19 protein-coding genes are annotated in these 19,988 nt (G+C 47.4%); 13 read left to right on the plus strand and 6 right to left on the minus strand.

Going from position 1 to position 19,988, the window contains the following annotated elements; all coding sequences use genetic code 11:
- From GBAG_RS03675 to GBAG_RS03685, 3 genes are all read left to right on the plus strand, one after another.
- The coding region (locus GBAG_RS03675; RefSeq protein WP_034493626.1) for an aldehyde dehydrogenase family protein at nucleotides 1-566 on the plus strand (566 nt) is incomplete at its 5' end.
- A 427-nt stretch (nucleotides 567-993) separates the two neighbouring features.
- Nucleotides 994-3,948: an autotransporter adhesin EhaB gene (gene ehaB, locus GBAG_RS03680; protein ID WP_034493628.1), complete on the plus strand. Its 2,955-nt coding sequence runs from the start codon at nucleotides 994-996 to the stop codon at nucleotides 3,946-3,948.
- 149 nt (nucleotides 3,949-4,097) lie between these two features.
- Nucleotides 4,098-4,718, plus strand: coding sequence for a helix-turn-helix domain-containing protein (locus GBAG_RS03685; protein WP_034493630.1), 621 nt, complete (start codon nucleotides 4,098-4,100; stop codon nucleotides 4,716-4,718).
- A gap of 33 nt (nucleotides 4,719-4,751) precedes the next feature.
- Here the strand turns inward: GBAG_RS03685 and ampH are convergent, their stop codons facing one another.
- Entirely contained in the window at nucleotides 4,752-5,909 is a 1,158-nt protein-coding gene (ampH, locus tag GBAG_RS03690) for a D-alanyl-D-alanine-carboxypeptidase/endopeptidase AmpH (protein WP_034493632.1), read from the minus strand.
- Between the two features lie 431 nt (nucleotides 5,910-6,340).
- On the opposite strand from ampH, the gene lpxP reads away from it, so the two are divergent.
- The 3 genes from lpxP (at nucleotide 6,341) to sbmA (ending at nucleotide 9,160) form a co-directional block, all read left to right on the plus strand.
- Complete coding sequence (gene lpxP, locus GBAG_RS03695) at nucleotides 6,341-7,267, plus strand: kdo(2)-lipid IV(A) palmitoleoyltransferase (protein WP_034493634.1); 927 nt, start codon at nucleotides 6,341-6,343, stop codon at nucleotides 7,265-7,267.
- 55 nt (nucleotides 7,268-7,322) lie between these two features.
- The gene (locus GBAG_RS03700; RefSeq protein WP_034493635.1) at nucleotides 7,323-7,844 is read left to right on the plus strand and encodes an isochorismatase family protein; all 522 of its coding nucleotides are present in this window, start codon (nucleotides 7,323-7,325) and stop codon (nucleotides 7,842-7,844) included.
- 98 nt (nucleotides 7,845-7,942) lie between these two features.
- Nucleotides 7,943-9,160, plus strand: coding sequence for a peptide antibiotic transporter SbmA (gene sbmA, locus GBAG_RS03705; protein ID WP_034493638.1), 1,218 nt, complete (start codon nucleotides 7,943-7,945; stop codon nucleotides 9,158-9,160).
- A gap of 34 nt (nucleotides 9,161-9,194) precedes the next feature.
- Here sbmA and GBAG_RS03710 read toward each other — a convergent pair whose 3' ends face one another.
- The 3 genes from GBAG_RS03710 to GBAG_RS03720 are packed head-to-tail and all read right to left on the minus strand — an operon-like array spanning nucleotide 9,195 to nucleotide 12,410.
- Nucleotides 9,195-10,730: a DHA2 family efflux MFS transporter permease subunit gene (locus GBAG_RS03710; RefSeq protein WP_034493641.1), complete on the minus strand. Its 1,536-nt coding sequence runs from the start codon at nucleotides 10,728-10,730 to the stop codon at nucleotides 9,195-9,197.
- A 10-nt stretch (nucleotides 10,731-10,740) separates the two neighbouring features.
- Complete coding sequence (locus GBAG_RS03715; protein ID WP_034493643.1) at nucleotides 10,741-11,922, minus strand: HlyD/EmrA/EmrK family protein; 1,182 nt, start codon at nucleotides 11,920-11,922, stop codon at nucleotides 10,741-10,743.
- Between the two features lie 20 nt (nucleotides 11,923-11,942).
- The gene (locus GBAG_RS03720) at nucleotides 11,943-12,410 is read right to left on the minus strand and encodes a MarR family transcriptional regulator (protein WP_034493645.1); all 468 of its coding nucleotides are present in this window, start codon (nucleotides 12,408-12,410) and stop codon (nucleotides 11,943-11,945) included.
- Between the two features lie 201 nt (nucleotides 12,411-12,611).
- Between GBAG_RS03720 and GBAG_RS03725 the strand changes: the two genes are divergently transcribed.
- Complete coding sequence (locus GBAG_RS03725) at nucleotides 12,612-13,709, plus strand: DUF1615 domain-containing protein (RefSeq protein WP_034493822.1); 1,098 nt, start codon at nucleotides 12,612-12,614, stop codon at nucleotides 13,707-13,709.
- Nucleotides 13,710-13,769: 60 nt separating this feature from the next.
- Here GBAG_RS03725 and GBAG_RS03730 read toward each other — a convergent pair whose 3' ends face one another.
- A complete protein-coding gene (locus GBAG_RS03730; RefSeq protein WP_034493647.1) occupies nucleotides 13,770-14,096 on the minus strand; it encodes a DUF2755 family protein in 327 nt (108 codons plus the stop codon).
- A gap of 272 nt (nucleotides 14,097-14,368) precedes the next feature.
- On the opposite strand from GBAG_RS03730, the gene GBAG_RS03735 reads away from it, so the two are divergent.
- Nucleotides 14,369-14,599, plus strand: coding sequence for a DUF2754 family protein (locus GBAG_RS03735; RefSeq protein ID WP_034493649.1), 231 nt, complete (start codon nucleotides 14,369-14,371; stop codon nucleotides 14,597-14,599).
- 3 nt (nucleotides 14,600-14,602) lie between these two features.
- On the opposite strand, the gene ddlA is transcribed toward GBAG_RS03735, so the two are convergent.
- Nucleotides 14,603-15,703: a D-alanine--D-alanine ligase gene (gene ddlA, locus GBAG_RS03740; protein WP_034493651.1), complete on the minus strand. Its 1,101-nt coding sequence runs from the start codon at nucleotides 15,701-15,703 to the stop codon at nucleotides 14,603-14,605.
- Nucleotides 15,704-15,836: 133 nt separating this feature from the next.
- Between ddlA and GBAG_RS03745 the strand changes: the two genes are divergently transcribed.
- From GBAG_RS03745 to adrA, 5 genes are all read left to right on the plus strand, one after another.
- Nucleotides 15,837-16,535: an extensin-like domain-containing protein gene (locus tag GBAG_RS03745; RefSeq protein ID WP_034493652.1), complete on the plus strand. Its 699-nt coding sequence runs from the start codon at nucleotides 15,837-15,839 to the stop codon at nucleotides 16,533-16,535.
- 72 nt (nucleotides 16,536-16,607) lie between these two features.
- On the plus strand, nucleotides 16,608-17,828 hold the full coding sequence (locus GBAG_RS03750; RefSeq protein WP_034493654.1) for a multidrug efflux MFS transporter: 1,221 nt from the start codon (nucleotides 16,608-16,610) through the stop codon (nucleotides 17,826-17,828).
- A 158-nt stretch (nucleotides 17,829-17,986) separates the two neighbouring features.
- Nucleotides 17,987-18,247, plus strand: coding sequence for an anti-adapter protein IraP (gene iraP / locus GBAG_RS03755; protein ID WP_034493823.1), 261 nt, complete (start codon nucleotides 17,987-17,989; stop codon nucleotides 18,245-18,247).
- Nucleotides 18,248-18,423: 176 nt separating this feature from the next.
- A complete protein-coding gene (locus tag GBAG_RS03760; protein ID WP_034493656.1) occupies nucleotides 18,424-18,741 on the plus strand; it encodes a PsiF family protein in 318 nt (105 codons plus the stop codon).
- 90 nt (nucleotides 18,742-18,831) lie between these two features.
- A complete protein-coding gene (gene adrA / locus GBAG_RS03765; RefSeq protein ID WP_410372456.1) occupies nucleotides 18,832-19,959 on the plus strand; it encodes a diguanylate cyclase AdrA in 1,128 nt (375 codons plus the stop codon).
- Nucleotides 19,960-19,988 lie beyond the last annotated feature (29 nt).

Below are 19,988 nucleotides of genomic sequence, written 5' to 3' on the forward strand. Positions count from 1 at the left end.
ATGGAAGCGCTGAATTTACTCCAGCACTCAATATCATCGTTAATGCGAAAACACAGCGGCCGAGTACCTGTAATACGGTTGAAACGATTTTGGTACATCAAGGCATTGCCGGGGCTTTCTTACCGGTATTTAGTCAGCAAATGGCAAAATCCGGTGTCACGCTACATGCTGATGAAAAATCTTTGCCTGTTTTGCAAAATGGCCCTGCAGAAGTGGTACCGGTGAAAGCAGAAAATTATGACGACGAATGGTTGTCGTTGCATCTGAATGTGAAAGTTGTTGCAGATATAGATGGCGCGATTGAACATATTCGCGAGCATGGCACACAGCATTCCGATGCGATCCTGACGCGTACGTTAAGCCATGCAAATCGTTTTGTGAATGAGGTTGATTCTTCAGCAGTGTATGTGAACGCTTCAACTCGTTTCACCGATGGTGGCCAGTTTGGACTGGGTGCGGAAGTGGCAGTGAGTACACAGAAACTTCATGCTCGTGGCCCGATGGGACTTGAAGCTTTGACGACATACAAATGGATCGGTTTCGGCGACGATACTATCCGCGTTTAATCTATATAAAGGTAATACATCTAAATCTGGAAATTATAAGATGATGTATTACCTCTTTTGATTTCAGTCATCACTTTTACTCACTATTCTTCTTGAAGTTAGGATGTTTTTTTTAAAACATACCTCTCAATTAACATTCTATTTTTTCCAGTTAATTAAATTGCCATATTAAATAATTGGTTGTTTATATTTTCGAGGTTGTGGGAAAAGAGGGTTTGTTATTTGTGTGGTTTATGTTTTTATTTTTGTTGGTTACGTTGTGTTATTAGTTTGTTTCCGTACTTAATCAAGAAACTAATTGAACGAATTGCTTTAGGAACATAATAATCCTCCTGGCTAATACAATTACACGTATTGGTGTTAACTGCTTACTGCATTGACTATTGATGGACCAACATAAGATTAAGTCCCTTGGGAGGGATGACAAATGCATTCTTGGAAAAAGAAACTCGTTGTATCTCAACTAGCAGTGGCCTGCACTTTGGCAATTGCCTCTCAGGCAAGTGCTGCAAGTAATGATGTCTCCGGTACGACATACAATACTTTCGTTCACTACAATGATTCTACTTATACCGATGGTGTTTACTATCAGGGATATGCCGGCTGGAATAACTATGATACTGATAGCTTCTACAATGGTGATATTTATCCGGTAATCACTAACTCTACTGTAAATGGTGTTATTTCCACGTACTATCTGGATGATGGTATTTCTACCAACACCAATGATAATAGCCTGACAATCAAAAACAGTACCATTCACGGTATGATCACTTCTGAGTGTATGACCACGGACTGTGCCGATGGTCGTACAGCGGATTATAACTATGACCGACTAGCATTGACCGTTGATAATTCAACAATTGATGACAACTACGAATATTACACTTACAACGGCACGTATAATGACGCAGCAGATACGCATGTTGTAGATGTATACGATATGGGTACGGCGATCACTCTGAATCAGGAAGTTGATCTTGTCATTCAAAATAACTCACACGTCGCGGGCATAACCCTGACTCAGGGCTATGAGTGGGAAGATATTGATGACAATACTGTTAGCACTGGCGTAAACAGTGGTGAGGTGTTCAATAATACAATTACTGTCGCTGATTCTACCGTGACTTCCGGTTCCTGGACGGATGAAGGTTCATCTGGGTGGTTTGGAAACACTGGCAATGCAAGTGATTATAGTAATACTCCTACTGCTGATGATGTTGCGATCGCAGCTATTGCGAGCCCGTATGCTGACAATGCCATGCAGACAACCGTAAACCTCAGCAATTCTACGCTGATGGGTGATGTTGTCTTCTCAAGCAACTTTGATGAGAACTTCTTCCCGAACGGTGCTGATTCTTATCGTGATACCGATGCCAATGTTGATACTAACGGTTGGGATGGCACTGATCGCATGGATGTTACCCTGAATAACGGTAGCAAATGGGTTGGCGCAGCCATATCTGTACATCAGGTTGAAATTGATACTGATGAAGATGGTGTCAATGACTCTTATACTTATGCACCAGGCACTGATGCAACTGCAACACTAATCGATATCGCAGCTAATAGCCTGTGGCCATCATCAACTTACGGTATCGATAACGCTGATACTGCATATGATGAAGGTCATGTTGCTGGTAACGAAGTTTATCAGAGCGGCCTGTTCAACGTAACGCTGAACGGTGGTTCAGAATGGGATACTACCAAAGCATCTCTGATTGATACGCTGAATATTAACAGCGGTTCTTTGGTAAATGTGGCTGATTCCTCTTTGGTTTCTGACTCGATTACTCTGACCGGCGGTTCTGCTCTGAAAATCGGGGAAGATGGTCATGTTGCAACTGACTCTTTGACTATCGACAACAGTACCGTATCTCTGGCTAATGATGTTTCTGCTGGCTGGAATGTGAGTGATGCTGCTTTGTATGCAAACACCATCACTGTAACCAACGATGGTCTGTTTGATGTGAATACCGATCAGTCAAGCTCAAGCTCATTCCGTACTGATGTACTGAACGTGACCAGCACTACTGATGCTTCCGGTAATATCCACGCGGGTACTTTCGACATTCACAGCAACCGTTATGTGCTGGATGCTGACTTGAGCAATGACCGTACCAACGACACTTCTCAGTCTAACTACGGCTACGGTGTGATCGCCATGAATTCTGATGGTCACTTGACCATTAACGGTAATGGCGACGCTTATGATGTTGATCAGTCAGAAGCAGGTCAGAACGAAGTCGATAATGTTGGTGACAACGTTGCTGCCGCAACCGGTAACTATAAAGTGCGTATTGACAACGCAACTGGTAAGGGCTCAGTCGGTGACTATAACGGTAACGAGCTGATCTATGTGAACGACAACAATAGCACTGCGACCTTCTCTGCGGCCAACAAAGCAGACCTGGGTGCTTACACGTATCAAGCTGAGCAGAATGGTAACAGCGTTGTTCTGAAGCAGGATCGATTGACTGACTACGCCAACATGGCGTTAAGTATCCCTTCTGCAAATACCAACATCTGGAACCTGGAGCAAGATGCTCTGGCAACACGCCTGGCAAATGGTCGCCATACGCCAACAGCTGATGCTGGCGGTGCATGGGTCACTTACATCGGTGGTAGTTTCTCCGGCGATACTAACGTCTTGAACTATGACCAGGATGTTAATGGCATCATGGTTGGCCTGGATACTGTGGTTGAAGGTAACAGTGCTAAGTGGACTGTTGGTGCTGCGGCAGGTTTTGCTAAAGGCGATATCAGTGATAACAGCGGCCAGGTTGATCAGGACAGCCAGTCTGCCCGTATCTATTCCTCTGCTCGCTTCCAGAACAACATCTTCCTTGATTCAACGTTGAGCTATAGCCATTACAGCAATGATTTATCGGCTACCATGAGCAACGGTGCTGCGGTTAGCGGAGATGCTTCTTCTGATGCCTGGGGCTTTGGTATGAAGCTGGGCTACGATCTGCAACTTGATCAGCACGGCTATTTGACTCCATATGCTTCTATCTCTGGCCTGTTCCAGGATGGTGACAACTACCAACTTAGCAATGATATGAAAGTGGGTAGCCAGTCTTACGATAGCATGCGTTATGAGTTAGGTATGGATGCTGGTTATACCTTCGACTATGGTGATCAGGCTCTGACCCCGTACTTCAAACTGGCTTATGTCTATGACGATTCAAACAGCAATAGTGCTGATGTGAATGGTGATAGCATAGACAATGGAGTTGAAGGTTCTGCCGTTCGTGTAGGATTAGGTACTCAGTTTAGCTTCACCAAAAACTTCGCTGCTTATGCTGACACTAACTACCTGGGTGGTGGTGATGTTGATCAAGACTGGTCTGCGAATGTGGGTGTGAAGTACACCTGGTAATAATATAGAAATAGCTTAGTTCAGAGATATAATTTCTTGCGCCTCATTAATATTATATCTAATCCGAGTTAAATGTTTATAATAAATGCCTGTCTCTAATAGTGACGGGCATTTTATTAACCTCCCCCCAAGATAAAGGAATATCTATTATGTATACAAAACCATTGACCCAGCTCGAAAGTATTCGCAGCAGGTTGGTGGGGGTTGGCAAGATGTTTACCGTGCCAGCGGACAGTGAATTTAGTATGTTCAATGAAAAAGGCGAGGCATTAATATTGTTTTTTAGTGAGGGGAGTATTCTATTACACAGAGAAAAAAATGATGTTTTGATGGAGCTTGTTTCTTCACCAACATTAATCGGCATGGCGAATGTATTTCATAAGTCTCATATTGAATATCGCATAACAACTCAAACCGATTGTCAGGGCTTTTCTCTTCCAGTAAGTCAGGCTTTTGAGGTCATAGAAAAAAATAAATTATGGCAACAAGCATGTCACTGGACAACATATCTTTTACGCAGTTTTGAGCAGCGTGATGCTAACTTCGTCGGAGCCACTACTTATTCACAAATTCGGGCCACTTTACTTTTGATGGACTCATGGAGTCCCGATCTTCGAGCCCGTACAGGCGTGATTAATTTTATACAAAAAAGAACAAAAATATCACGCTCAGTCATTGCGGAAATATTGTCCGCGCTTCGCAAAGGAAACTATATTGAGATGGAAAAAGGCAAGCTGAAATCAGTGAGTCATTTACCAAGTAGTTATTAAAAAAGCAGGTCGATTTATCGACCTGCTCAGTTATTAAGATGCTGGATTTACTTGTGGTATGAAACCGCTTAATTCTGAAACTAAATCATTCACACCGTCACTCATATTCACAAAACGAGTTAATGGTGAGCGAGTGACAACGACAAAAACACCCACATTACTTTCTGGAACCATCGCCATATAGGTGATAAAACCGCCTCCGCCGCCAGTTTTCTGCACAATACCCGGACGACCCTTTTTAGGTGCCATATACACCCAACCCAGTCCTAAAGCATCTGCTTTTCCCGGTACATCCATACCAATAACTTTAGTCAATTGCGCACGTTGATAGATAAGAGTCTGCATTCTGTCGGCTTGGGTATTGCGACGGTGGAAGTCAGAAGTCAGGAATTGTTGCATCCAACGCATCATATCGTCTGGTGTGGAATAAACTCCGCCGCTACCAATGGCTGCGAGAGTGTTATCACAAGGGCTGGCTCCTTTTTCCGCCACCATCAAGCGTTTGCACTGATCGGGCGAGGGCGTGAATGTGGTGTCCTTCATGCCGAGGGGACGGGTAATCTGTTCTTCAAATAAAGCGGGATAAGGCTTCCCGGCTGCACGTGCCAACGCGTCCGCAAGCAAATCAAAAGCTAAATTTGAATAAGAGGCGATAGTTCCAGGAGCACTTTTTAAACTCGCAGTGGCAAGCCAATTCCAACGTTGATCGCGCGTGGGCCAGGTAAACACGGTGCGATGAGCGGCACCGCCGGGCTGTTCGCGAGGTAAAGCACTGGTATGTGTTGCCAGATTCACCAGAGTGATAGGTTTACCGTTGTATGTGGGAACTCTGGCACCTGCGGGAGCGTATTTGCTCAACGGATCATTCAGTTGAACTTTGCCCTGATCTAACATTTTGACCAACATTTCGCTGGTCATTAGCTTGCTCAGGGAAGCAATGCGGATAACCGAGTCCAGTTGCGGGCGAACGTTATTGCCAGGCCTGGTTTCACCGAAGCTTCTGAAAACGCGCTGATTACCATCGATCACCACCATCGCCATACCAGTCGCACCAGTACCGTAATAAATATGATTGGCATAACGGTCTGTAATATCTGAAGCAAAAACAGGATCGGGTGAAGTTTGTGCAAAGCTCAAAATTGGCAGCGCGGCAATAACGAGCGCAGCTAAGCGCGGGAGACGAATTTTCAACGCAGGTAACCCATTAGACGAAGTGGAGCGATATTGATTGATCGTATTTATACTACTCTACAGCGCTGCGCAAACGTGGAAAATGAGGAATGTGATGAGAAAAAACGTAACGTGGCATTTCAGCGAGTTTTTTGTGCGTTAATTCGCCTGCGCTGCCAACAAAGTAAAAGATAAAATCAGACATTCTTAGGTTCTTTTATGAGCGACAAACAGCTTATAACTCCTATAACTGACGGAATAGGACGAAATTCGCAAAAAAACTGACAACATCTATACATGGCTTGATTAGAAAATGCGTATCATCAGAGCCACTATAATGACCGTGCTGCAACTATTACCGCCGGGTGGCGTCTTAGTCATGGCAATCGCTGTACCGCTAATGATTCAGTTCCTTATGCGATACACACTAATCACGCATACAGAAGTTGATAATGTCTAGCAAACAGTTTTTCCGAAAAGATCTCCTTCACCCCCGCTATTGGCTGACCTGGTTTGGTCTGGCTATTTTGTGGCTTTGGGTACAACTACCCTATCCCGTATTACTGAAAATGGGTGACGTAATTGGCCGGGCGTCAATGCGTTTCCTTAAACGCCGGGTTTCCATTGCCCGCCAGAACCTCAAACTTTGCTTCCCACACTACAGCGACGAGCAAATTGATAAACTCGTAAAGCAGAATTTCTCCTCGCTGGGGATGGGGTTGATTGAAACGGGTATGGCCTGGTTCTGGTCTGATGCGCGGGTTCGCAAATGGTTTGATGTCAGCGGGCTTGAGCATATCACCGCCGCTTGCGACAAAGGGAAAGGCGTGCTGGCTATCGGCGTGCATTTTATGTCGCTGGAACTAGGGGGCCGTGTGATGGGTCTTTGCCGTCCAATGATGGCGATGTATCGCCCGCATAACAATAAAGCGATGGAATATGTTCAAACCCGTGGGCGTTCGCGTTCCAATAAAGCCATGATCGACAGACGCAACTTAAAAGGCATGGTGAAGGCGCTGAAATCCGGTGAAGCGGTGTGGTTTGCACCCGATCAGGATTACGGCCCGAAAGGCAGTTCATTTGCACCCTTCTTCGCCGTACCGCAGGCTGCAACGACCAACGGGACTTACACCATTGCCCGTCTGGCAAAGCCCGCACTTCTCACGATTGTGCTATACCGCAAATCTGATGGCTCAGGCTATCAGCTGGTTATTGGGGCGGAAATGGACGATTACCCGATTGATGATGAACAAGCTGCCGCTGAGTACATGAACCGTAAAATTGAACACGAAATCATGCGTGCACCTGAACAGTACCTGTGGTTGCATCGTCGTTTCAAAACCCGACCACCTGGCGCACCTAAACTTTATACCGTTTAATGCTCAAACCGGGTTGTGCTACGCTCTTTCCTTCTGAGACGAAGAGAGCGAAATCATGGCAGCCCTACGTGTACTAATGGTTATTGATATGCAGAATGGGGTGTTTGATGCCCCTCGTCATAATCGTGAAATGTGTACGAAACGCATTAACCAGCTGATCGACGCCGCCGATAAAGTCATTTTTATCCAGCATACTGAACAAGGGCTGGAGCAAGGGACAGCGGCATTTGCTTTGTTGCCCGAACTTCATCAACCTGCTGATGCGCTTTATATCACCAAAACTGCATGCGATGCGTTTTATCGCACAGACCTTGAAGAAGTTCTCACCCGTCATCAAATAAACGAATTTGTGGTGTGTGGTTGTGCAACGGATTATTGCGTTGACGCTACTATTAAAAATGGAGCCAGCCGTGGTTATGCTATGACTGTCGCCCTTGATGCCCATACCACAGCAAATCGTCCGGCGGCTCTTGCCGAAGTGTTGATCGAGCATTACAACGATGTCTGGCGCAACTTTACGATTCCGGGAAATACTCTGCGAGTAAAAACGACCGCAGATATCCTCACCGACTGGTAAAGCACCCTTAGCCTGACATCTCTTGATACAACATTGAGCGAGCCTTATCGCGCCCGGGTGGTCATAACAATAAGAGTTTGTTTTCAGGAGTGTTGTAGATGTTTAAATCGTTTTTCCCTCGTCCGACAGCCTTTTTTCTGTCGGCTTTTATTTGGGCGATGATCGCCGTTGTTTTCTGGCAAGCTGGCGGAGGCAATTGGCTTCAACGTTTGGCCGGAGCCTCAAATGAGGATCCTATTAGTGCTGCGCGTTTTTGGTCATTAAAATCGCTGGTTTTCTACGGTTTCTATGCTGTTAGTGTGGGCTTGTTTTATCTATTTTGGTCTGTTTATTCCCCGCATCGTTGGCAGCGCTGGTCGATACTTGGTTCAGCACTCATTGTGTTCGTCACCTGGTTTTTAGTGGAAGTGAGCGTTGCCATTAACGCCTGGTATGCGCCATTTTACGATCTGATTCAGCAGGCGCTCAGTGCTCCTCATAAAGTCACTATCAGCCAGTTTTACAGTGAGCTAGGTATTTTTCTCGGCATTGCGTTAATTTCAGTGACCGTTGCGGTGTTAAATAACTTCTTTATTAGCCACTATATTTTCCGCTGGCGTACGGCAATGAACGAATATTATATGGAGCATTGGCAACGCCTTCGACATATTGAAGGTGCTGCGCAGCGTGTGCAGGAAGACACCATGCGCTTTGCTTCTACGCTCGAAGATATGGGGGTCAGCTTATTGCAGTCGATCATGACCCTGATAGCCTTTCTTCCTGTGCTTGTCGCGCTTTCTCCTCACGTGCCAGAACTGCCGCTCGTAGGGCATTTACCGTATGGGCTGGTTATTGCGGCGATTGTCTGGTCTGTGATGGGAACCGGCCTGTTGGCGGTTGTGGGGATTAAATTACCTGGATTGCAGTTTAATAATCAGCGTGTTGAAGCTGCTTATCGTAAAGAGCTGGTTTATGGCGAAGATGATCCATCACGCGCAGCGCCTCCGACGATTAAAGCTCTCTATAATGCGGTGAGACAGAATTATTTCCGCCTTTATTTCCATTACACTTACTTTAATATTGCCCGTATTCTCTATCTGCAAGTCGATAATATTTTCGGGCTCATTTTGCTGTTCCCGTCTATTGTGGCCGGAACGATTACCCTTGGTCTAATGACGCAAATAACCAATGTGTTCGACCGCGTGCGCAGTGCATTCCAGTATCTAATTAACTCGTGGACTACGCTGGTGGAACTGATGTCCATCTACAAGCGTCTGCGCAGTTTCGAGCGCACTTTGCAGGATATACCTGTCGAAGAAGCGGGTGAGATAGTCTAAAAGAAAACGGGCGGATAAATTCCGCCCGTTTGATTTAATGCCCTGCAGATGGTGCGCTCGGTGCGCCCGAACGAACAAACGGCGGCCGGGCAAACCAAATCACGATAATCAGCGCCATAAACCCCCAACCTAAAATCCAGAAGTAGTCGATGGTCGACATCATGTAGGCCTGCTGCTCAATAGTTTTGTCTATAAACGCCATGTGTTGCTGCGTTGCTCCACCCATTTTATCCAGATAATCCACCGCTGCTGGATTGTAGTTGGAGACGCTCTCAGTAAGGTTCGCATGGTGGAAGACTTCACGGCGCGACCAAATCCAGGTCGTCAATGACGAAGCGAAAGAACCACCCAGCACGCGGAAGAACGTTGCAAGGCCTGAACCTTCCGCGACTTCTGCACCGTTCAGATTCGACAGCACAATGGTGGTAATCGGCATAAAGAAGAACGCCACGCCAATCCCCATAAACAGCTGCACTTCAGCGATGGTGCGGAAATCCACGTCGGTATTAAACTGCGCGCGAATCAGGCACGAAGCCCCCATGGTCAGGAATGACAGCGAGGCCAGAATACGCAGGTCGAACTTGGTTGCGTAACGCCCGATGATCGGCGTCATGATAAGCGGCAGCACACCCATTGGTGCGGCAGCAAGACCAGCCCAAATCGCTGTGTAACCCATCTGCGTTTGTAACCACTGCGGCAGAATAATGTTGATGGCGAAGAACGCCGCATAGCCCAATGTCAGTGAAAGCGTACCGATAGCAAAGTTCCGATCTTTGAACAGGCGCAGGTTCACAATCGGGTGCCGCTCGCCCAGCTCCCACATAACAAACGACACCAGCGAAATCGCCGAAATCACCGACATAATGATGATGTGCGTTGAGGAGAACCAGTCCAGATCGTTGCCTTTATCCAGCACCACCTGCAACAGCCCCACGCCCAGAACCAATAGCGCGATACCGATATAGTCGATTGGCGCGTGAGTCGTGGTTTCTTCGCGAGCACGCATCTGCGTCCAGACCACAATCGAAGCAAATATCCCAATCGGTACGTTGATATAGAAAATCCATGGCCACGAGTAGTTATCGGTAATCCAGCCGCCGGTAATCGGGCCGACAATAGGCGCAACGACCGTCACCATCGACAGCAACGCCAGCGCCATACTGCGTTTGCTGGAAGGGAAGATCACCAGCAATAACGTCTGGCACATTGGGAACATCGGCCCGGCGAAGAAACCTTGCAGAGCGCGAAAGAAAATCAGCTCGGTCATACTGTGGGCAAAGCCACACAGGAACGAGGTGAGGGTGAACATCACCACCGAGCCGATAAACAGCTTCAGTTGCCCGAAGCGACGGGTAAACCAGCCGGTGAGCGGCAGAGCGATGGCGTTACATACCGCAAACGAGGTGATGACCCATGTGCCTTGATCCGCACTCACACCGAGATTACCGGCAATAGTGGGCAACGCCACGTTTGCGATGGTGGAGTCCAGCACCTGCATAAATGTTGCCAGCGATAGCGCGAGCACCGCCAGCCACATATTGGGAGGCGTAAATGCAGCCTTATCTTGCATAACGTCTCTCTTAATGGGCGCTTGACGCTACCGCATTACTGTTGTCATGAAGGATTTTCGTCACCAGTTTGTCAGCCGCTTCCAGCGAATCTTGATAGACATCCGTGGTGAAACGAGGCGTGCTAACCGTTTGCTGTGGCAGCAAATGACCCTCTTCATTATTGCGAATATCTACGCGGACATTCATCGACAAACCCACACGCAGCGGATGCTTCTGCATATCATGCGGATCTAGCGTAATACGCACTGGTAAACGCTGAACAATCTTGATCCAGTTGCCGCTGGCATTCTGAGCTGGCAGCAGGGAAAACGCGCTGCCGGTACCAATGCCCAGGCTCTCAATGGTGCCGTGATATTCCACGTCATCACCGTATAAATCGGCGTTGATCGTGACTTTTTGCCCCAGACGCATCGTGTTCATCTGACTTTCTTTGAAGTTGGCATCCACCCAAACTTCATTAAGCGGCACGATGGCCAGCAGCGTTGTGCCTGAAGTGACGCGCATACCCAGTTGCACCGCGCGTTTAGCGACGTAACCGCTAACAGGGGCCACAATCGTGGTACGTGCATTATCAAGGTAACGCTGGCGAAGCGTTGCAACGGCGGTTTTGATTTCCGGGTGGGTATCAATCACGGTATCGTCGACCATCGCAAGGTTGGTCCGCAATGTCTGTTGCGCGGCGGCTAAATCACTTTGTGCGCTGGTAACTGCATCGCGGTAATGCGAAAGATCTTCTGCAGCAATTGCGCCAGTTGAGAAAATTTTCTGACGACGCGCATAGTCATTTTGAGCGGTTTGCAGGGCCACCTGTTTCGCGGCAACTTGCGCCCGGTAGTTATCCGCGGTGCTGTATAAACCACGAACCTGCCGTACAGTATTTGCCAGACTGGCTTCCGCTTGTTGCAGTGCTATTTTGGTATCGCTGGGATCAAGCAAAACGAGCGGTTGGCCTTTCTCAACGTAATCCCCTTCGTCAGCCGTCACTTGCGTCACCGTGCCGTTAATTTGCGGAGTGAGCATGACCTGATTGCCGTTTACATAGGCATCGTCTGTCGACTCGTAGTAACGCGCATATAACATATACCAGGCCAGACAACCCGCGGCTGCCAGCACTAGAATCAGGATAAAAATAATAAAATTACGTTTGCGCTTACTGGAACGCTCAACGTGCACTTCTGGATTGGTTTCCATCTTTTGGCCTTTATACGGTGTTATCGATGTGGCGCAGTAATGTCATCCGGCAGCATTTTTGTAATCAATGCGACCAGTTGCTGGGATTCATCCTGCGTCAGGCGTGCGGTAAGGTCACTGATGATTGAGGCAAGCGCTTCATTTTGAAAACGATCGCAGATCAGTTGGCCTTTGTCGGTTAGAGCCAGAATCACCTGGCGCTTATCCTGTGGATTTGGGTGACGAACAATCAGTTCACGCTTGACCATACGCTCAATCATGCGGCTCATGGCACCAGCATCCATCACCAGGTTTTTGCTGATAATAACGGGGCTGGTTACGCCTTTATAGATACTAATCAACACCTTAAATTGTGCCGCAGTAATATCCATGCCGGAGAAATACTGGCTGATAAGCTGATCTTTAAATTGATTTGCGAGATGAATGAGTAAACCGAGGTGGAATTTGTTGTCGATTTTATCGTCGCTTAAATTCAGATTGTTGCTCATGAATTAGTTGCCTGGTCAGTAATTACATTTGAAATTACTGACCAGGCAACTAATTGTCAAGTTTGTGTCAAGAAAAGCGCACATTTTGTCAGTGCCAGGAGGTTCATTAACTATAAGCCAAACTCTGATAAACGCCTTGCCGCATAACTGTTATTGTTTCGTCTGACTCGATAAAAACAATCAAAATGGAACGATATGAGTATGTTAAACAGGCAACATGGTCTTTTTGCTTTAAGCCTTAGCGCGCTTTTCGTGCTGGCGGGTTGTACCACTAAAACTGCGCCTTCCGTTTCGGAAACCACTAAACCGGTTGATGTCGAAACAGTGGTAAAGCAAAAAATCCCTGTCAGCGTAAAAGACAGAAATAGCTGGGCGAAAGATTTAGCAACCACGTTTAAGAGCCAGGATATCGCCCCAAGCGAAGAGAATATCTGCTCTGTGCTGGCGGTGGCGCAGCAGGAGTCTAATCTCGTGGCTGACCCGGCAGTCCCCAATTTGAGTAAAATTGCCTGGAAGGAAATTGACCGCCGTGCTGAAAAAATGCATATCCCAGCGTTTCTGGTTCACACCGCGTTACTCATCAAATCACCCAACGGCAAGAGCTACAGCGAACGACTGGATAACGTTAAAACCGAGGGGCAACTGAGCGCGATTTTTGATGATTTCATCGATATGGTGCCGATGGGGCAAAAACTGTTTGGTAATCTCAATCCGGTTCATACCGGTGGCCCTATGCAAGTCAGCATCGCGTTTGCCGAACAACACACCAGCGGCTACCCGTGGAAAATGGAAGGAACCGTGCGGCAGGAAGTGTTTACTCGTCGCGGCGGGTTGTGGTTCGGCACTTACCATCTGCTGAACTACCCGGCGAGTTACACTCAGCCACTATACCGCTTTGCAGATTTCAATGCGGGATGGTACGCCAGTCGCAACGCGGCGTTCCAGAATGCCGTCAGCAAGGCAACCGGTGTAAAACTGGCGTTAGATGGCGATTTAATTTTGTATAACACCGACAAAGCGGGCAGCACTGAGCTGGCGGTCAGGAAGCTGGCAAGCAAGCTTGATATGAGCGAAAGCCAAATTCACCGGGCTTTGCAAAAAGGCGACAGCATAGACTTTGAAAAAACGGATTTATATCAGCAGGTTTATGCGATAGCAGAGAAGAAATCCGGTAAGAAATTGCCGCGAGAAATGTTGCCGGGAATTACGCTGGAAAGTCCGAAAATCACCCGTAATCTGACGACGGCATGGTTTGCAAAGCGGGTCGATGAACGACGGGCAGCGTGTATGAAACGTTGATATTTGACTGCGCAGGGCAGATAGCCCTGCGTATATTCATTGATTTAACTATGGATTGATTTAAAAGTGAAAACGATGGTGGAACTTCAGCACCAGGCTCACCACACCCAGTAGTGCACAACCGGCGAGAAACGGCACTACACCAAATACAGTGCTGACGATGAACCCCATTTCAATGCGTGGGCGGGTAGTATCATTACCTTGGGCAAGGTGCTCAAGCACGCCCGGGGCGTGAGCCATCAGACTCAGAATCTGCATTCCAACCCAAAAGCACAGCAAAATGAACGCAGCGTATGCCAGATTACTCCGGGTAGATCTCTCTGTTTTGGTTGTTGAAATCGTGGTTATTACAGGAACAACCTGTTTCGACAAACTCATATCAGCCATCACGACCTCCCATGCAACAGTAAAACGATTCAGGCTGCGGCCTGATACTTCAATTGCGTTGAGTTTGGCAGGTCATATGCATTGTCAATATCAGATTGTTGGTAATTTAACGTGCGGAATGCTCCTGGTTTGTGAATGTATGTCTGAGATCACATATCTGTAACTTATGTGAAATTCACGTAACAAAATCCTGTTTAGCCCGCATTTACGTGCGGTTTCTCGCCGTGGGCTATGCCACAATAAGCCCTCTCTTTATCCTGACGGGTTGCATCATGTCTGCTAAAACATTGTCTTCAAAAATGCGCCGTGACTGGCACTACTATGCCGTGGCGATTGGTCTCATCTTTATTTTGAACGGTGTGATTGGCTTGTTGGGGTTTAAAACCGAAGGCTGGCAGAATTATGCAGTCGGGTTGGTAACCTGGGTGATTTGCTTCTGGTTGGCGGGATTTATTATTCGCCGTCGCCCGGAACCTGAAGAACCGACGACGGCGAAAGATTAAGTCTTAGGCGGTAATTGAACTTTTCAACGCGCAATCTTGCAGGTTTCGCTCGAGAGCCAGTTCAATCAAACGTGTAATCAGCGTTTGATAATCTAAGCCGCTCGCCTGCCAGAGTTTTGGATACATACTGATATTCGTAAACCCTGGCAGCGTATTGATCTCATTGATAATAACTTCATTATCGTCAGTCAGGAATACGTCAACACGCGCCATTCCACTGCATTCCAGCGTCTGATAAGCACGCACCGCAATGTCACGAATTTTATCGTTGATGTCGGCTGAAATCGCCGCCGGCACAACAACTTGTGCGCCTTTATCATCAATATATTTAGTGTCATACGAATAAAAATCGCTGCTTACCACGACTTCGCCGCAGGTACTTGCTTGAGGTTCGTCATTGCCTAATACCGCGCATTCAATTTCACGGCCTTTAATCCCGGTTTCAACCACAACTTTATGGTCGAACTCGAAAGCTAAGGCGACAGCTGTTTCATATTGTGCCGCGTTATTCACTTTGCTGACGCCGACGGATGAACCCTGGTTGGCAGGTTTGATAAACAGTGGCAGGCCCAGTTTCGCATCAATTTCTGCGAAGCTAATCTTGTTGCGGTTGGCGCGGGTCAGCGTGATAAACGGAGCGATATTCAGCCCAGCATCGCGTAGCAGACGCTTGGTCACGTCTTTATCCATGCTTACGGCTGAACCTAACACGCCAGAACCGACAAACGGAAGGTTCGCCATGCGTAGCATCCCTTGCAGGGAGCCATCTTCGCCCAACGTGCCGTGAACTATCGGGAAAATAACGTCTACAGGTGCTAAAAACTGCGCGGAGGAGGACTCAATCAGTTGATTCTCTGTTTGGCCTGGCACCACGGCAACATTGGTTCCTGAGCGATTCAGGGCAATCAATGCTGGGTTTTCTGCATTTAACAGATAGTTGGATGCATCATTGACATGCCACTGGCCTTTTTTATCAATGCCCAGTAACACCACCTCAAACTTTGATTTATCAATGGCGTCGACAATATTCTTCGCCGACTGTAGCGATACTTCGTGTTCAGCTGACTTGCCCCCAAACACAATCCCAACCCGCAGTTTTGCCATGCCCAAACCCATCCTTAAACAGTACAAAGGCGGACAACATACCACGCTCATTACGAGGATTCATGTGCTTCCTGACGCTTAAAACGGCTCAACTTCTATAATGATTATTCCGTAAACAATATCAGGTGATGGGATGGTGAAAGGAGTGACGATTGTTATTGGCATGGTCATCGTGGCCGCGACAGGCTTTTGGCTCTATGAGCGTGTGCCCGCGCAGTACAATCCCTTTGCTCCGCTTTCTATTGACGACCCGCCAACGCTTGTCACACACTACAAACTCCGGGCTTTGGCTAACCATCCGCAGGCTTGTCTCGCCCTGTTACAACAGGCGAAACAACGCGGGCAACTCAATTTCCGTAGCGTGTCCGATACCACAGGAAATTGCCCGCTGACCGATACCGTACGCGTGCAAAATTTTGGCAGTGTTGCGCTCAGTAGTAGTTTTCTGGCCAGCTGCCCATTGGCACTGAGCAGCACGATGTTTGTTCATCAACGCGCCGTACCGTTAGCGCAGAGTGAATTTGGCAGCCGACTCACTCATATCAATCATTTAGGGAGTTTTGCCTGCCGCAACATTTACAATCGTGAAGGCGCGCGTTTGAGCGAGCATGCTACGGCGGATGCGCTCGATATCAGCGGATTTGGCTTTGCCAACCAGCAACAAATCAGCATTCTGAAAGGCTGGCGTTCAGATGGGAAAGGGCGGGAATATCTTCACGCTGCGTTTGAAAACGGCTGCCCATATTTTGGCAACTCACTCGGCCCGGAATACAATGCGGCACATGCTGACCATTTCCACCTGGGTATGCGGGGTTATGGCCTTTGTAGATAACCTATATTTGTATGATAAACTTCACAGTATTCAGCCTGGCTTTTTTTACCCCACTAATTAAGCGTGCCCCGTATGGAATCCTGGAAGGTCAATATTATCTCGGTATGGTTTGGTTGTTTTTTTACCGGCCTCGCCATTAGCCAAATTCTTCCTTTTTTACCGCTCTATGTTGAGCAGCTCGGCGTGACTTCTCATGAAGCGTTATCCATGTGGTCCGGGCTTACATTCAGCGTAACCTTTCTGGTCTCGGCGATAGTGTCGCCGATGTGGGGCAGCCTTGCCGATCGTAAAGGTCGAAAACTGATGTTACTGCGAGCCTCGCTGGGTATGGCGGTGGCTATTTTATTGCAGGCGTTTGCGACCAACGTCTGGCAACTGTTTATTTTACGCGCCGTGATGGGGCTGACTTCCGGATATATTCCCAATGCCATGGCATTAGTGGCTTCTCAAGTTCCGCGTGAGCGCAGCGGCTGGGCTTTGAGCACACTTTCTACGGCGCAAATCAGTGGGGTGATTGTCGGCCCACTTTTGGGAGGCTATATGGCCGACACCCTTGGTTTGCGGATGGTGTTTTACGTCACCGCGGCATTGTTGATGGTCAGCTTTTTAGTGACATTATTTCTGATCAAAGAAGGGGGGCGTCCTAATATCAGCAAAGCAAACCGTTTATCCGGCAAAGCAGTATTCGCTTCCTTACCCTATCCCAAATTAATGATTAGCCTGTTTGTCACCACCATGGTCATACAACTTTGTAATGGCTCTATTGGCCCGATACTCGCGCTTTTTATAAAACATCTGTCTCCGGAAAGTAACAATATCGCGTTTATTAGTGGATTTATTGCCGCAGTGCCGGGTATATCCGCGCTTATTTCTGCCCCCCGACTCGGAAAGTTAGGCGACAGAATCGGTACAGCCCGAGTATTAATGGCGACGCTAATTTTTTCAGTGATATTATTTTTTGCTATGTCATGGGTGACATCCCCGATGCAGCTAGCTGTATTACGCTTTTTACTTGGTTTTGCTGATGGGGCTATGTTACCGGCTGTGCAAACCTTGTTGGTGAAATATTCAAGCGATCAGGTGACAGGCCGGATATTTGGTTATAATCAATCGTTTATGTATCTTGGTAATGTTGTCGGGCCATTAATTGGGGCCGGTGTTTCTGCGATGGCCGGTTTTCGATGGGTATTTATTGCAACGGCAGTGGTGGTATTGCTCAACGTTTGGCAATTAGCTGTAATGTTGCAGCGTAAAAAGCAACAAGACGAAAAAAGAAATGAGATCGCGCCATGATTTCAGAGTTATTTTTAGATGCTAAATAACGGGTAATACTATTTTTTTTGCTCTCTGACACATATTTGCAGAGCCGTATAAAAATAGTCTCGCCTCCCTCTATGCAACATGAAATCAGAATGTTAACGTCATGCTTCGTATCCCTTTGGGCAATAAATATGAAGAATCTCATCTCTGAGTTACTGTCTAAACTCGCCGAAAAAGAAGAAGAGTCAAAAGAGTTTGTCGCACAAATTGAAGCCCTGGAAATAGTTGTTACTGCCATGCTTTGCCGAATGGATAAGAATGATCGGCAGGCCATGGTCACCCATATTCAAAGCGCGCTAAATGAAGTCCGACCTACCGAAGCGGTAACGGAGCGTGATACTGACCTTCTAAAGCAATATTTAGATAAGCTGTTAACCCAACCGCGGAATTGATTGCCTGCGTCACTATCGCTGAAGTTTTTTATTATTAAGGGAAGTTAAAGTAAAACGACAGTTCATGGTTTTATTCTTTAACTAAACCCATTTAATTTCCCTTATAGCGTTGGGATATTCGCCTTTTCGGAAACCTCGACCCAAAATTAAAGCACCACAATAAAAAGGATGGTGCTATGAAAACAGTATTAATGATGGTGTTACTGGCAGGTGTTGTTGGGGCCGCAACCGCAGCAGATAAAGCAATGACTCCGCAACAGCAACGCATGACTTCATGTAACCAGCAAGCCACATCACAAACCCTGAAAGGTGATGAACGCAAAACTTACATGAGCAACTGCCTGAAGAACAGCCAGTCAGAGCCAGCAGATAAGAGTCTGACTCCGCAGCAGCAGAAAATGAAAGATTGTAATGCTCAGGCGGGCAAACAGACATTATCAGGCGATGCGCGAAAAACTTTCATGAGTAATTGCCTGAAAAAACAAATCAAATAACCTAAATGGGTGAGTCGGTTCGCTGACTCACCCGAAAAATCATACTTCCCCCCTGGCCTGAGTTTCTATAATTACGGCAAATGTTTCAGAATATTCCTAAATATCATGAATGATGAATTCAGCTCTGGTAGATGGCTTCCTGGGGGAATTATGGAAAGCTCAACGTACCTTGACGAAGACAGGCACCGCTCGGGTCGACGGTTCGCCCGCCGCCTGTACATCCCAAGAATCATTGGCTTAGCGACAGGTTTTTTCTGTGTCTCTTCGGTATTAGTTTTGCAGCCAGTGTCCGGTTGGTGGTGGTTGTTATTGGTCGCTTATGGCTTTATCTGGCCGCATTTTGCCTGGCAAACTGCCGATCGCTCGAGCGACCCGGCCCGGGCAGAAATCCGCAATTTAATGGTTGATTCATTAATGGGTGGCGTGTGGATTGCCGTCATGGGGCTGAATGCGCTTCCTTCGGCATTGATTTTCACCATGTTGTGCATGAACAACGTGGGCTGTGGTGGGGTAAAATTGTTTGGGATGGGGCTTGGGGTGATCTTGCTGAGTTGCCTGTTAACGCTAGGGTTGGCACGCATTCCTCTTAATCTGGAAACCATGCCATCACAGGTATGGATTTGCCTGCCGTTTCTGCTTGTTTATCCCGTTTACTTTGGCCTCGTCAGTTACCGCACCGCGCTCAAACTTTCGGAACATAAACGCAGGTTGATGCAAATGAGCACTCGCGATGGTATGACTGGGGTATATAACCGCCGTCACTGGGAGCATTTGCTGCACGGCGAGTATGACAACTGCCAACGTTATCAACGTAGTGCGACGCTATTGCTCATTGATATCGACCACTTCAAATCGATTAACGACTCATTTGGACATGATGTGGGTGATGAAGCCATTCTCGCCATTACTGAACATTTGCAGCTTAGCCTGCGAATTACCGATGTGATAGGGCGGTTCGGTGGCGATGAGTTTGGGGTCATTATGTCAGGGACGCCGCAAGAAAGTGCAATCCAGGCGATGGCTCGCGTTCGTGACTATCTCGACGAGTTTCGTTTACCGCGAGCACCTCATGTACCGCTGCGCATAAGCGTGGGCGTTGCGGAGTTCAATAAGCACATGGTGAACTATCGAGAATGGTTAAAAGCGGCAGATGTGGCGTTGTATAAAGCTAAAAAACTTGGACGAAGCCGTACTGAAGTGGCTGATATAGCAGCATAAAGCCCTCACCTGAAAGCAGGAGAGGGCAT

The organism is Buttiauxella agrestis ATCC 33320, assembly GCF_000735355.1.
Taxonomy (GTDB): Bacteria; Pseudomonadota; Gammaproteobacteria; order Enterobacterales; family Enterobacteriaceae; genus Buttiauxella; species Buttiauxella agrestis.

Bases quoted from the DNA above. Each gene is read 5' to 3' on its own strand.
- GBAG_RS03750 (WP_034493654.1), top strand. From the start codon at position 16,608: ATGGAATCCTGGAAGGTCAATATTATCTCGGTATGGTTTGGTTGTTTT.
- GBAG_RS03730 (WP_034493647.1), bottom strand. From the start codon at position 14,096: ATGGCTGATATGAGTTTGTCGAAACAGGTTGTTCCTGTAATAACCACG.
- GBAG_RS03760 (WP_034493656.1), top strand. From the start codon at position 18,424: ATGAAAACAGTATTAATGATGGTGTTACTGGCAGGTGTTGTTGGGGCC.
- GBAG_RS03715 (WP_034493643.1), bottom strand. From the start codon at position 11,922: ATGGAAACCAATCCAGAAGTGCACGTTGAGCGTTCCAGTAAGCGCAAA.
- GBAG_RS03700 (WP_034493635.1), top strand. From the start codon at position 7,323: ATGGCAGCCCTACGTGTACTAATGGTTATTGATATGCAGAATGGGGTG.
- GBAG_RS03735 (WP_034493649.1), top strand. From the start codon at position 14,369: ATGTCTGCTAAAACATTGTCTTCAAAAATGCGCCGTGACTGGCACTAC.
- ehaB (WP_034493628.1), top strand. From the start codon at position 994: ATGCATTCTTGGAAAAAGAAACTCGTTGTATCTCAACTAGCAGTGGCC.
- iraP (WP_034493823.1), top strand. From the start codon at position 17,987: ATGAAGAATCTCATCTCTGAGTTACTGTCTAAACTCGCCGAAAAAGAA.
- GBAG_RS03710 (WP_034493641.1), bottom strand. From the start codon at position 10,730: ATGCAAGATAAGGCTGCATTTACGCCTCCCAATATGTGGCTGGCGGTG.
- lpxP (WP_034493634.1), top strand. From the start codon at position 6,341: ATGTCTAGCAAACAGTTTTTCCGAAAAGATCTCCTTCACCCCCGCTAT.
- GBAG_RS03685 (WP_034493630.1), top strand. From the start codon at position 4,098: ATGTATACAAAACCATTGACCCAGCTCGAAAGTATTCGCAGCAGGTTG.
- GBAG_RS03745 (WP_034493652.1), top strand. From the start codon at position 15,837: ATGGTGAAAGGAGTGACGATTGTTATTGGCATGGTCATCGTGGCCGCG.
- GBAG_RS03720 (WP_034493645.1), bottom strand. From the start codon at position 12,410: ATGAGCAACAATCTGAATTTAAGCGACGATAAAATCGACAACAAATTC.
- GBAG_RS03725 (WP_034493822.1), top strand. From the start codon at position 12,612: ATGTTAAACAGGCAACATGGTCTTTTTGCTTTAAGCCTTAGCGCGCTT.
- sbmA (WP_034493638.1), top strand. From the start codon at position 7,943: ATGTTTAAATCGTTTTTCCCTCGTCCGACAGCCTTTTTTCTGTCGGCT.
- ddlA (WP_034493651.1), bottom strand. From the start codon at position 15,703: ATGGCAAAACTGCGGGTTGGGATTGTGTTTGGGGGCAAGTCAGCTGAA.